Below are 12,607 nucleotides of genomic sequence, written 5' to 3'. Positions count from 1 at the left end.
AGGCATATCATGGTTTTGTATATAGGTGAAGGGAATGAAAAAAATGTACCATGTTTCCGGCTTGTACCCATATCAAAATCAATATCAACACGATATCAATCCAGCCATGCATAACTATGTAAGACAGCCTGCTTCCAGGGGATATACTCCTCCCAACCATCCATATGGTGCTGTTCATGCTGCCAAGTCAGAGGCAACGTTGAAAGAAACAAATAGGTACAGACCTACTGCCACCCAGCCAAACACCTTCAAGACAAGCTATTCCAAAGAAGAAGCAGCAGCCATAGCATTACTTTTAGGGATCGATTTTACCAATAGTAAATTTAATTTAACTGAGTTTTGGATGGGAGTAAATACTGAACTTGAACACGGGAAAAAATACAATCCAACAAATGTTACGGCAGACGATCCCATTACTACTGGTAAAATTGCATTGGCTCATTTAAATGAATTTCCTGATTACTATAGAAGGTTGAAAGTTCTTGAAGATGAGGCAAAAGCGTATTGGAACAAGTGAAATTCCAAGTAGGTGGGGACGGTTCCGTTTCTACTTTTTCTTTCAACTAATGCCCCTAAAAGCCAAGAAGTAGCGTAAGATCCGTCCCCGGTTTGCTTAGGCATTGGAGCGGGATTCTATTCCATCGTCATCTTTGCCACAATGGTAACCTTCATCATTACGAAAATAGGAAACATCTTTGATGGAAGCGATGACCTGGGACCTTTGCTTATCGTATCTACCTAACATCACCTGAAATGCCGTAAACTGGAAAGAAAAAGAGGAAGAGAAGAAGACAGGGATGACCAGTAATTCTTGGGGAATAATCATGTTCACTAGTAAAAAGCAGAGCCTGGGAAATCCCCTAAGCTCTGCTTTACTTATTTGTTCAATTGATCTTTACGCTTTCACTAAAGATTCCTTGCCATAAAAAGCGGCTTTAAATAGCTCTTTCATTTGCTCTAGACTAGTTTCACGTGGATTGGTACCTGTACATGGATCTTCCATAGCATTTTCAGCCATTGTATCAACATGCTTGTTGAACTCTTCTTCGGATACACCGTAGTCCTGAAGGGTAGTAGCAAGACCGAGATCTTTGTTCAATTGATAGATATATTCAACAAGAGAATCAGTCAATTCGGTATCGTTATTTCCTTTCAGGTTAAGACGGCGGGCGATTTCAGCAAAGCGATCTTCCACGACCTCACGGTTAAACTGGATGACGTAAGGCAGGTAAATCGCATTGGCATAGCCATGCGGAATGCCGAACGTTGGACCACTTTTGTGGGCAAGGCTGTGCACGTTACCGAGTACAGCGTTGGCAAAGGCCATGCCTGCCATGGCTTGAATGGTGTGCATTTTCTTAGCGGCTTCCTGGTTACCTTGATAAGAAGCAAGAAGGTTATCTTTGATCACTTCAGCTGCGCCTAATGACAGGATATCCGTATACATGGTACGCGGTTTCGCTACATAAGCTTCGATGGAGTGCGTGAATGCGTCCATACCGGTATAAGCAGCAATGTGCTTCGGCAGTTCTTTAATCATAACCGGATCGATAATGGCGACATCCGGCGTTAATTCGAAGTCAGCAACTGGATATTTCACGTTCGTTGTTTCATCGGCTAAAACAGAAAGGTTGGATACTTCCGAACCACTTCCGCTTGTCGTCGGAATACCAGCGAATTTCGCTTTATTGCGAAGACGCGGCAGTTCGAATGGCTTAATTGCATCTTCAAAAGCAAGGTCCGGGTGCTCATAATAGAGCCAGATCGCTTTGGCAGAATCCATCGCGGACCCTCCGCCGATGCCGATTATCCAATCCGGCTGGAACTCCTCCAGGTCTTTTGCTCCTTTTTTGACCATTTCAAAGGTCGGCTCTGTATTGTAGCCTTCCAGTACTTTTGTTTCTATATTGGCAGCTGCCAGGTGTTCCTGTACCTTAGTGAGGTTTCCGTTACGTTTAACAGAGCCTCCTCCAATAACAAGTGCGGCTTTTTTACCTTCAAAAGACCGTAACACTTCAAGTGCATTCTCTTCGAAATAAATATCGCGTGGAATTGTAAAACGACTCATAGTAAAAATAGCCTCCTTAAGTTTCATTCATTAATTATCGTTTTCAGTGAAAAAATTGCCCATGCCGTTCATCGGAGGGCAATGGAATGTAATATTCCCATTTCTTGAATGGATAAAACATCATCGTTTGCTCGCTAAGTATCTGGAAAGTTTCATAACGGTCTTGTGGTAAGACAGAATTCACATACGAATGAAAGGTGAAAATCACCATGTTACTTGCCCCAAACCTAAGATCTCTCCGATCTTCATAAGGATGGAAATAAACTATAAGTCTATTTTTCTACCACTGCTATTTTTTTATAGTTGGGCAGAATAATGGGAATATTTTCTTCTTTTAAATTAGTGAATTGCACGATATGAATTTATTAAACAATGGAAAACTAATCTATAAGTATCTTGAATTCAGGTCTTTAACTAAAGGGGAATGGAGGGTTTCTAATTCATAAGAAAGTTAAAACACTCAACAATATTTAGGTGTATACCTGTGGTAAAATAAGGTAGTGAAGAAGCGGATCTTCCATTAAAGGGCAGGTTAATGGAATAACAATATTTTAAGAAGGTTCAATAAGGTATAAAAAGCATTTTAGAGAAGAACGGAGAAAAATAATATTGAAAAATTTCACTAAGAAAATTTTGAAGTATGCTACTGCTATTTTTTTAATAGTAATATATTTGAACCTATTACTTTACCTGGTAACGTCGTTTAATTTAGAAAACACTGTATTCGAGTTCATTCTAATAATAGTCGCCATAATTTTAGCTGTAATCACAAGTGAATTTATCTTCAGGTCAAATGATGGTTAATACTATCATCTTCAACTAAAGGGGGCTAAAGCTGAAGATAGATCGGGTAGCCGAACTATCTTCAGCGTTTTTTCTCTGTTTATTCAAGGGTCATTTAAGGGCATAAGAAGATTGTTCGAAATCATAATATTTGAAATAATTGGTATTGTAAGACGGTTATTAATTATATATAGAGGGATTTAGAGGTGGAAATATATGCCTAAAATTGACAATATGTTAGCGATTCTATGGATGCTTCGTTCAGGTGAAAAAGTGACGGCAAAGCAAATTTCAGAAAGGTTAGAGATGAATATAAGGACGGTGTATCGTTATATTGATACCATTTCAACAAGTGGCGTACCGATCGTTTCAGAACCAGGACATAACGGTGGATACTCTTTATTGAATAATTTTATTGAGGCTCCACTTTTTTTTGATTTTGAGGAGCAAACTTCACTATTTCACGCGGCTGTTTTTGCAGAGGAAGCCGGATATTATGGAGGTGAAGCACTCAATAGGGCCATTTCCAAACTAAGTAAATACTCAAATCATGAGCAGGAAACAAAGATCAATCAACATGTAACGAGTCTAGAAGTCATAAGTGGATTACGCTCAGACGCTATGGAACCTTTTTTGAAAGAATTGGAGCAGGCAGTAGCGGACGGGTACTCAGTCAACATTCTTTATCATAAAAGTGGCGAAAAGCAATTAAATGATAGATTGGTCGATCCGTACAGAATGATTTATTGGAATCATAAGTGGTATGTGATTGGATTTTGTCATCTTAGAAATGATATTCGTAGTTTTAGAGTAGATCGAATGGAAAGTCTCATGCTAACCGAGAATACGTTTAACCGACCAGAAAATTTTTCAGCACGTGACTTTTTTATAAAAAAACTTCTTCCAACTATAGAGGATAAGGAAGGGATTATGTCTTTGGTTCTTAATGGGGATAAAAGTGTATTGGATGATATTTGCCAACATTGGTTTCTGGGACATTATTTACAAGAACGGACTTCAGATCAAGCCGTTTTTCTTCTTGAAAAAGAGATCATCCATACATATGTACCTTATTTACTTTTACCGTACAATCAATCGATTAAAGTGATTGAGCCAATCAGTCTTAAGAAAAGAATTATTGAGGTACTGTCGGAATTAATAGAATTTCATCAAGTATGAGAACTACCCTGACGCTAACTGTCAGGGTAGTTTTATTATAATGACTATATCAATGGTGATTGGAGTGTGATTGGATGCAAACAAAAAATGCTTTTCTATATGTATTTAATACAATGTCAGACTGGGAATATGGATATTTAATGGCCGAACTAAACTCAGGGAGATACTTCAAAAAAGATGTAGCACCTATAAAAGTCACGACAGTTGGAGCTACTAAAGAAATGATTACGACAATGGGAGGACTGAGCATAAAACCGGATATTTCCCTTGATGAATGTACTCTGGAGAGGAAAGATCTTTTAATCTTACCAGGAGGGACTACTTGGAATGAAGAAATTCATCAACCGATCTTGGAAAGAATTGGCCAAGCTTTAAAGATGGGCACGATTGTTGCTGCAATCTGTGGTGCAACTGAGGGCCTCGCGAATATGGGATACTTAGATACTAGAAAGCATACAAGCAATAACTTGGAATATACGAAAATGGTATGTCCTAACTATAATGGAGAAAAGTTCTATGAGTCGGGACCTGCGGTATCCCATGCGAATTTAGTTACTGCATCAGGAATAGCTCCTCTGGAATTTGCAATGGAGGTACTGAAAAGAATAGATGTGTTTACACCAGATACATTAGATTCATGGTATCACCTAAATAAGACTCATAAACCTGAATACTTCTTCCAGTTAATGAATTCAATAAATAAATGAAGGTACTGAAAAGCCCAATTTCTCTATTTCGATTTGTAGAGAAGTTAGGCTTTTTATTTTGCACTTCAATTATGGTTGTACACACGCATTTTCTTGATGATAGCCCTATTATTAAGTTGATGAAGGAATCAATCCATCCGCATTAATTGGAAGCGACGTCATATTCGGCAATTGATTAATAGACGGAAAGATTCCGCCTATTGACTCAAGAAATACAATAATGAGTGATTTTTCTTTGCATAAGCGGAAAACCTCCGCTTATTTTCTCGTGCTCATGCAAAAATAGTGCATCCAAACTTGCAGCTATAAAAAGTAAAGAGATTCGTCGATTGACGAGTCTCTTTGTTTTGTAATCATAATTATTAGTTGTTTAATCACTCACCAGTTTGTCCATTTTTCTCAGGAGAGCGTAAAACTACTTATACTATACGAGAATAGTAAGCTACATCGGCAACTCTGCCGTGTAAATGCGATTCAGGCAACACTGCCACCAAAGTAAATCCGAGTTTTTCAATTAACTTTTTTGACGGTATATTTTTATTATCTATAGTAGCAAATAGGCGTTTAAGGTTTAATGTGCTTTTACTATGCTCAATGACCGCGGAAACCGCTTCATACGCAAAACCGCTTCCCCAATGCTCCCTCATGAATCGATAACCAATCCCGCCAAGATAACCTTCTGCTATTTCTGGAATCATTACATCACCGATGAATTCATCCGTATCCTTTAAGGCGACCGTCCATTTTGTTTCAGTACGATTCCTAACCATTTCTAACATTGAGTGTTCATCACGAGGGGGATTAATCCCTAGAAATTCTCTTACATCATCATTGTTTAACATTTTAATCATATTGGGAATGTCTTTTTCCGCTCTCGGACGTAAAACCAGTCGTTCTGTTTGAATTATCGGTGCTTCTTTTTTTACCATGACTTATTCCAGCCTTTCGTACATTACATAAATAATCTATCAGTGTGAACGGTATTGAACTGCATCGTTTGTTATCTCCTTATGAAATTTATAAAATAATTCGATACCGATTATTTGGATTCCTTCTTCAAGTAACCTGCCTGTTAATTATAAAGGCGATAGCCTTAACAGGATCAGCTGGTCTTTAGTTAAACCCCTTAAAAAGTTGTTCATTAATGACGCTGATTGAATAGATGTTTTCTTCCAATAAGTTATTAAGTATTTGTTTTAATACATGCGGTTCTCGTAATTCCTCATTTTCAAATGCTAATAGGTCTTTTATTTTTATCCATTTACTATCAGTTATTTCATCTTCTTCGAGATATAATGTGCCCCCAGTAACCTCACCAATAAAATGAAACAAAATGACTTGATTATTCGTATTACTGATAAAATTATATACTCCAGTCGTACCAATCAGTTTTACATCTAACCCCGTTTCCTCTTTTACTTCCCTCTGAGCTGAATAAAGAATGTCATACTCTATATGACCACTGGGAAAGTTCCACTTAAGGACAGCAGTGGGTTTATTCTCTTTTATCATTAACACTTTATCATTACTAAGGATTGATACACTTGCTATTAATACAATTCCATCCTGAGACATCCATTTCTCCTCAATTCTACCTGCCCGTTACTTGAACAAAGGGCGGCTGGTGGTTTAACAAACGCCGCTTAAAGAAAAGAGTTTTACTTCAGAGCTATATCGTATAGATATTTAACTACCTTACCCATTCGCCAAGCAATAATAGCCAAACTAATGGCAATAACTACTAAACTTCCAACCTTAATCAGTTCTAACCTATCCTTCTCCAATCTCTTTCTCCCCTTAAATTTAGTTTCTTACTTCGCTATCTTGCACAATAACTGAAGAGGGTACTGCCGGTTCATTTAGCTGGTTTTCAGTTAGTGCCACATTCCTATTTCATTTATATCCTTATTTTACCACATGGTATGTCGCTGATCTGTCAGTTTATGATATGTTTTTTTTTGATGAAAAAACGGACAAGTAATTGACACTCATTTCTTATCAAAACATCTTTCCCTTAAAAAAGAAACGAAACTATTGCAAACGATTACAACTATGTGTTATTTTATGTGTAACCGGTTACACAAATAACCAACCAAACGAACAGGAAGTGACAAGCGTGGCAACAATCAAGGATGTGGCGAGTGAAGCGGGGGTGTCGGTTGCGACGGTCTCCCGGGTGCTGAATGATAACGGCTATGTAGGAGCCGAGACGAGGAAGAAAGTGATGGGGGCGATCGAGAAGCTGAATTACAGCCCGAATGAGGTCGCACGCTCTCTCTACAAACGGGAGTCAAGGCTGATCGGACTGCTGCTTCCGGATATCACAAACCCGTACTTCCCGCAGCTGGCGAGAGGGGTCGAGGATGAAGTGAGTGAGGCTGGATTCAGGCTCCTTCTCGGTAACAGCGACGAGAACATCCAGAAGGAAATGGATTATATCCAGACCTTTGTTCAAAACAATGTCGTCGGCATGATTTCTGCGACCAATCATGTGGAGCATGATCAGCTGTATAGTGAATTGAATCTCCCACTCGTCCTCCTTGACCGGACCACGGACAATTATCCGGCTGTTTACGCGGACGGACGCAAAGGGGGACGCCTGGCGGCAAAGACCCTGGTTGAAAAAGGGGCGAAGCGGATCACCGTCATGAAGGGACCGGTCCACGTCAAGCCGGCACAGGACCGATTCCGTGGTGCCGTCGAGTACCTAAGCGGGACCGACGTTGATTTCACCGTGATGTCGACGACCTCGTTCTCCTTTGAAGATGCAAAGGGCTGGGCAGAGGAACTGTTCGCCACCTATCCTGATACGGACGGGGTCATCGCGAGCAATGATATCGTCGGGATCGCGATTCTCCATGAGGCCCTGAGGATCGGGAAGAAGATACCTGAAGACTTGCAGATCATCGGCTACGATGACATCCCCCAGAGCAGCCTTTCTTATCCGGCGCTCTCGACTATCAGGCAGCCAGCTTACGAAATGGGCAGACAGGCCGCGGCACTTCTGATTAAAATGATACGAAAAGAAAAAGATATCGATACAACTGTTCAGCTTCCGGTTGAACTCATACAGCGAAGCACAACACGAAAGGGATGAAGGAAGATGAAAAAAGCGAAAATTGCCGTGATCGGCAGTTCATCCATGGATTTGGTGGTCACATCAGCCAAACGACCCGGTGCAGGAGAAACGGTACTGGGCGACAGCTTTGACACGGTACCAGGCGGGAAAGGAGCCAACCAGGCCGTTGCCGCAGCAAGGCTTGGGGCAGATGTTTACATGATCGGATGTATAGGCGATGATCCGTACGGTCAAGAGATTTTAGAAAACTTTAAGAATAACGGTGTTCACACCGACCATGTGGAACCGGTTACAGGTGAAAAATCCGGAACCGCCCATATCATCCTCGCTGAAGGGGACAACAGCATTGTCGTCGTAAAAGGGGCCAATGATCTTGTGACACCAGAGTACGTAGAAAAGACAGCCGATTTCCTCAAAACATGTGATCTCATCATGATTCAGCAGGAAATCCCTGAGGAAACGGTAGAGTACGTGGCAGACCTGTGCAGCAAGATTGAAGTCCCACTGCTACTCAATCCGGCTCCGGCACGAAAGATTTCACAAAAAGTCATCGATGGTGCCAGCTACCTGACACCGAATGAACATGAAGCAGATGTGCTCTTTAAAGGAATGAAGCCGTCAGAAGCGCTGAAACAATATCCTGACAAAGTCATCATCACCGAAGGAGCAGCGGGAGTCCGCTATCATAACGGAACAAAAGAAATCCTCGTTCCTTCCTTCAAAGTCGAAGTCGTCGATACGACAGGAGCCGGCGATACTTTCAATGCCGCATTTGGAACGGCCGTGGCTGAAGGACAATCAATGGAAGAAAGTCTTCGATTCGCAAACCGCGCCGCATCCCTTTCCGTGACCGGTTTCGGGGCACAGGGCGGAATGCCGACAAGAGACGAAGTGGAAAGGAAGCTGGCAGAATGAAACGACATGGCATCTTGAACAGTCACATTGCAAAAATACTAGCCGATCTCGGCCACACGGATACAATCGTCGTTGCCGATGCCGGTCTCCCAATTCCGTCAGACGTCGTCAAAATCGACTTGGCATTGAAACCGGGAGAGCCATCCTTCCTTGACGTGGTAGAACTGTTAAAGGAAGAAATGGTCATCGAAACAGTCACACTTGCAGAGGAAGTCGAAACGAATGCAGGGGTTCACGAACAGATGACCTCTTGGTTTGACGGGATCCAGTATGTATCCCATGAAGAGTTCAAGAAAGAAACCCATAAAGCGAAGGCCGTCATCCGCACGGGGGAAGTCACACCGTACGCGAATTGTATCCTTCACGCGGGAGTCATTTTTTAAAACAAAGGGGGTAGTAGCATGCAGATCAGCATGAAGAATATCCATAAAGCATTTGGAACAAATTCTGTCCTAGAAGGCGTGGACATCGAGATCGGGGAAGGTGAAGTCCATGCCCTGATGGGAGAAAACGGTGCCGGAAAGTCGACCCTGATGAACATCCTGACTGGTCTTCACAAGAAGGATCAGGGAACGATCACCATCGACGGGAACGAAATGACGTTTGAAGATCCGAAGCAGGCCGAGGAATTCGGCATTGCCTTCATCCATCAGGAGATGAACGTCTGGCCTGAGTTGACCGTCCTTGAGAATCTTTTCATCAATAAGGAACCGGTTACACAATTCGGTCTCATCAATACGAGGAAAATGAAAGCGGTTGCGAATGAGCAGTTTAAGAAACTGAACATTTCCATCCCTCTCACAAAAGAAGCGGGTCAGTGCTCGGTCGGGCAGCAGCAAATGATCGAAATCGCCAAAGCCCTTATGACGGATGCAAAAGTCATCATCATGGACGAGCCAACGGCGGCCTTGACGGACCGGGAAATCGAGACGCTCTTCACCGTCATCCGTTCCTTAAAGAAAGCCGGCGTGTCGATCGTCTACATCTCCCACCGGATGGAAGAGATCTTTACGATTTGTGACACCATCACGGTCATGCGGGACGGACGCACGGTGGATACGACGCCGATCCCCGAGACGAACTTCGATGAGGTCGTGAAGAAAATGGTTGGACGTGAACTGACGGACCGCTTCCCGGCACGGGATTCCAAACCAGGAGAAACGATGCTTGAAGTACGGAACCTTACCAAAAAGGGACTGTTTGAGAAAGTAAGCTTCGAAGCACGTTCAGGAGAAATCGTCGGCGTGTCAGGATTGATGGGGGCAGGCCGGACGGAAATCATGCGCACCATCTTTGGACTAGATGGGCGATATGATGGAGAAATCCTTGTGAACGGGAAACCGGTCACCATTAAAACACCTGATCAGGCAGTGAAGCTCGGTCTTGGATTCATCACCGAGGATCGGAAGGATGAAGGTCTCGTCCTCGATTTTTCCCTAAAGGATAATATCGCCCTTCCAAGCCTCTACAGCTTCACGAAGAAAGGCTTGATCAATGATAAAAGCGAACAGGACTTTGTGGAAATGCTCATCAAACGGCTGACGATCAAAACCGAATCAGCCCGGACTCACGCACGGAACCTTTCCGGCGGGAATCAGCAAAAGGTGGTCATCGCCAAATGGATCGGAATCGGTCCGAAAGTGCTCATCCTCGACGAACCAACACGGGGAGTCGATGTCGGAGCGAAACGTGAAATCTATCAACTGATGAACGAGCTCACCGACCGCGGCGTCGCGATCGTGATGGTATCATCCGAGCTGCCAGAGGTACTCGGAATGAGCGACCGCATCCTCGTCGTCCATGAAGGGACCATCGCAGGAGAGCTATCTAAGGAAGACGCAACACAGGAAAAAATCATGACATTGGCGACAGGAGGTCACGCACATGAATAACGCACTCAAAACGAATCACGTCGGCAATCTGATGCAAAAGCTCGGTCCTCTACTCGGACTGTTTGTGCTGATTGCGACCGTATCCATCATCAACCCTAGTTTTCTAGAACCCTTGAACTTATTGAATCTACTACGACAGGTCGCGATCAACGCCCTGATTGCCTACGGGATGACCTTCGTCATTTTGACCGGAGGAATCGATTTATCCGTCGGCTCGATCCTCGCCTTATCCAGTGCCCTCATGGCAGGGATGATGGTATCGGGAATCGACCCAATCCTTGCGATCCTGATCGGATGCCTACTTGGAGCGTTAATGGGAATGGTCAACGGACTACTCATCACAAAAGGAAAAATGGCGCCATTCATCGCGACACTTGCAACCATGACAATGTTCCGCGGATTGACGCTTGTGTATACTGACGGAAATCCAATCACGGGACTTGGCGACAGCTATGCCTTCCAACTGTTTGGAAGAGGATACTTCCTAGGAATCCCAGTACCGGCCGTCACGATGATCCTGACGTTCGCGATCCTGTGGGTGATCCTGCACAAAACCCCGTTCGGCCGCAAAACATATGCCATCGGTGGAAATGAAAAAGCAGCCCTGATCTCAGGTATCAAAGTACCACGCATCAAAGTGATGGTCTACTCTCTGGCCGGTTTACTGGCAGCACTCGCAGGAGCTATCCTGACGTCACGCCTGAATTCAGCCCAGCCGACAGCGGGTACATCCTATGAACTCGATGCCATCGCCGCTGTCGTTCTAGGCGGGACAAGCCTGTCAGGCGGACGCGGACTGATCGTCGGAACACTGATCGGTGCACTCATCATCGGAACGTTAAACAACGGTCTGAACCTGCTCGGCGTGTCATCCTTCTTCCAAATGGTCGTAAAGGGTGTCGTCATCATCATCGCGGTTCTCATCGACCGAAAGAAAGCAGCGTAGGAGGGATACTATGAAAAAAGCATGGTTACTACTAATCAGTTTGTCACTCCTATTCCTCGGCGCCTGCTCCCTGCAGCCGCCGGAATGGGCTAAGCCAAATAAAAGCTCGAACCCTGAAGACATCAAAATCGGACTATCCGTTTCAACACTGAATAACCCATTCTTCGTCTCCATGAAAAACGGGGTAGAAGACGAAGCGAAGAAACAAGGCATGGAAGTCGTCGTCGTTGATGCACAGAATGACGCCGCCAAGCAAATCAATGACGTAGAAGACCTCATCCAGCAGGGCGTCAACGTCTTACTCATCAACCCGACGGACTCAGCGGCCATCTCCACAGCCGTACAATCCGCCAACAGCCTGGGTATTCCCGTTGTCACCCTTGACCGCTCAGCGGAAAAAGGAGACGTCGCAACACTAGTCAGCTCGGATAACGAAAAAGGCGGCGAAATGGCCGGCCAATATCTCGTCGAACAGCTTGGTGAAGGATCGAAGGTTGCTGAACTTGAAGGTGTCCCTGGAGCATCCGCCACTCGTGAGCGGGGAGCAGGATTCCACAACATCGCCGATGAAAAGCTAAATGTCGTGGCCAAGCAGACTGCAAACTTCGATCGTACCGAAGGATTGAATACGATGGAGAACCTGATCCAGGGGAATCCAGATATCAAAGCCGTTTTCGCTCATAATGACGAAATGGCGTTGGGTGCACTGCAGGCGATCCAGAGTTCTGGTCGTGACGTTTTAGTCGTTGGATTTGATGGAAATGAAGATGCAATGACTAGCATTCGTAATGGTAATCTGTCTGCGACTGTCGCTCAGCAGCCTGAGAAGATCGGTCAGTTGGCCGTTCAGGCTGGGGCTGATGTGTTGTCAGGGAAGAAAGTAGACAAGAAGATTCCGGTTCCGTTGAAGTTGGTAACGGAGGAGAATATAGAGGCAACAGAAGAATAGACTAGGTGGGAAGCTCCTTTCGTGTGTTTGTGCGGAAGGGGCTTTTTCTTTTGGATAATGAAGTTAGACCCTTGGTACGTGGCATTAAT

Annotated in this window: 12 protein-coding genes; 9 read left to right on the top strand and 3 right to left on the bottom strand. The window is 43.9% G+C overall.

Annotated features, from left to right (window positions below; genetic code table 11):
• Positions 1-34 precede the first annotated feature (34 nt).
• Positions 35-517: a DUF5661 family protein gene (locus ACOSV2_RS21540; protein ID WP_428976804.1), complete on the top strand. Its 483-nt coding sequence runs from the start codon at positions 35-37 to the stop codon at positions 515-517.
• Positions 518-895: 378 nt separating this feature from the next.
• On the opposite strand, the gene ACOSV2_RS21535 is transcribed toward ACOSV2_RS21540, so the two are convergent.
• Positions 896-2,068, bottom strand: coding sequence for an iron-containing alcohol dehydrogenase (locus tag ACOSV2_RS21535; RefSeq protein WP_428976803.1), 1,173 nt, complete (start codon positions 2,066-2,068; stop codon positions 896-898).
• A gap of 999 nt (positions 2,069-3,067) precedes the next feature.
• On the opposite strand from ACOSV2_RS21535, the gene ACOSV2_RS21530 reads away from it, so the two are divergent.
• Positions 3,068-4,030, top strand: a complete 963-nt coding sequence (locus ACOSV2_RS21530) for a helix-turn-helix transcriptional regulator (protein ID WP_428976802.1) — start codon at positions 3,068-3,070, stop codon at positions 4,028-4,030.
• A gap of 74 nt (positions 4,031-4,104) precedes the next feature.
• Entirely contained in the window at positions 4,105-4,737 is a 633-nt protein-coding gene (locus tag ACOSV2_RS21525) for a type 1 glutamine amidotransferase family protein (protein ID WP_428976801.1), read from the top strand.
• A gap of 419 nt (positions 4,738-5,156) precedes the next feature.
• Here ACOSV2_RS21525 and ACOSV2_RS21520 read toward each other — a convergent pair whose 3' ends face one another.
• Together ACOSV2_RS21520 and ACOSV2_RS21515 are read right to left on the bottom strand one after the other, a co-directional pair.
• Complete coding sequence (locus ACOSV2_RS21520) at positions 5,157-5,666, bottom strand: GNAT family N-acetyltransferase (protein ID WP_428976800.1); 510 nt, start codon at positions 5,664-5,666, stop codon at positions 5,157-5,159.
• A 184-nt stretch (positions 5,667-5,850) separates the two neighbouring features.
• Entirely contained in the window at positions 5,851-6,312 is a 462-nt protein-coding gene (locus tag ACOSV2_RS21515) for an NUDIX hydrolase (protein WP_428975067.1), read from the bottom strand.
• A gap of 541 nt (positions 6,313-6,853) precedes the next feature.
• Here ACOSV2_RS21515 and ACOSV2_RS21510 point away from each other — a divergent pair.
• Genes ACOSV2_RS21510 through rbsB form a run of 6 tightly spaced genes read left to right on the top strand, consistent with a single transcriptional unit; the run spans position 6,854 to position 12,518 of the window.
• A complete protein-coding gene (locus ACOSV2_RS21510) occupies positions 6,854-7,834 on the top strand; it encodes a LacI family DNA-binding transcriptional regulator (protein WP_428975105.1) in 981 nt (326 codons plus the stop codon).
• A gap of 6 nt (positions 7,835-7,840) precedes the next feature.
• The gene (rbsK, locus tag ACOSV2_RS21505; RefSeq protein WP_428975066.1) at positions 7,841-8,731 is read left to right on the top strand and encodes a ribokinase; all 891 of its coding nucleotides are present in this window, start codon (positions 7,841-7,843) and stop codon (positions 8,729-8,731) included.
• On the top strand, positions 8,728-9,114 hold the full coding sequence (rbsD, locus tag ACOSV2_RS21500; RefSeq protein ID WP_428975065.1) for a D-ribose pyranase: 387 nt from the start codon (positions 8,728-8,730) through the stop codon (positions 9,112-9,114). Before rbsK ends, rbsD begins: the two co-directional genes overlap by 4 nt.
• Positions 9,115-9,132: 18 nt before the next feature.
• Positions 9,133-10,623: a sugar ABC transporter ATP-binding protein gene (locus ACOSV2_RS21495; RefSeq protein ID WP_428975064.1), complete on the top strand. Its 1,491-nt coding sequence runs from the start codon at positions 9,133-9,135 to the stop codon at positions 10,621-10,623.
• Entirely contained in the window at positions 10,616-11,569 is a 954-nt protein-coding gene (rbsC, locus tag ACOSV2_RS21490; protein ID WP_428975063.1) for a ribose ABC transporter permease RbsC, read from the top strand. The genes ACOSV2_RS21495 and rbsC overlap by 8 nt, the downstream gene beginning before the upstream one ends.
• A gap of 10 nt (positions 11,570-11,579) precedes the next feature.
• Positions 11,580-12,518, top strand: a complete 939-nt coding sequence (gene rbsB / locus ACOSV2_RS21485) for a ribose ABC transporter substrate-binding protein RbsB (protein ID WP_428975062.1) — start codon at positions 11,580-11,582, stop codon at positions 12,516-12,518.
• The last annotated feature ends 89 nt before the right edge of the window (positions 12,519-12,607 follow it).

Source organism: Rossellomorea sp. DUT-2, assembly GCF_052665285.1.
This window is presented reverse-complemented; position numbering and strand designations above follow the sequence as displayed.

Bases quoted from the DNA above. Each gene is read 5' to 3' on its own strand.
- ACOSV2_RS21540 (WP_428976804.1), top strand. From the start codon at position 35: ATGAAAAAAATGTACCATGTTTCCGGCTTGTACCCATATCAAAATCAA.
- ACOSV2_RS21535 (WP_428976803.1), bottom strand. From the start codon at position 2,068: ATGAGTCGTTTTACAATTCCACGCGATATTTATTTCGAAGAGAATGCA.
- ACOSV2_RS21530 (WP_428976802.1), top strand. From the start codon at position 3,068: ATGCCTAAAATTGACAATATGTTAGCGATTCTATGGATGCTTCGTTCA.
- ACOSV2_RS21525 (WP_428976801.1), top strand. From the start codon at position 4,105: ATGCAAACAAAAAATGCTTTTCTATATGTATTTAATACAATGTCAGAC.
- ACOSV2_RS21520 (WP_428976800.1), bottom strand. From the start codon at position 5,666: ATGGTAAAAAAAGAAGCACCGATAATTCAAACAGAACGACTGGTTTTA.
- ACOSV2_RS21515 (WP_428975067.1), bottom strand. From the start codon at position 6,312: ATGTCTCAGGATGGAATTGTATTAATAGCAAGTGTATCAATCCTTAGT.
- rbsK (WP_428975066.1), top strand. From the start codon at position 7,841: ATGAAAAAAGCGAAAATTGCCGTGATCGGCAGTTCATCCATGGATTTG.
- rbsD (WP_428975065.1), top strand. From the start codon at position 8,728: ATGAAACGACATGGCATCTTGAACAGTCACATTGCAAAAATACTAGCC.
- ACOSV2_RS21495 (WP_428975064.1), top strand. From the start codon at position 9,133: ATGCAGATCAGCATGAAGAATATCCATAAAGCATTTGGAACAAATTCT.
- rbsC (WP_428975063.1), top strand. From the start codon at position 10,616: ATGAATAACGCACTCAAAACGAATCACGTCGGCAATCTGATGCAAAAG.
- rbsB (WP_428975062.1), top strand. From the start codon at position 11,580: ATGAAAAAAGCATGGTTACTACTAATCAGTTTGTCACTCCTATTCCTC.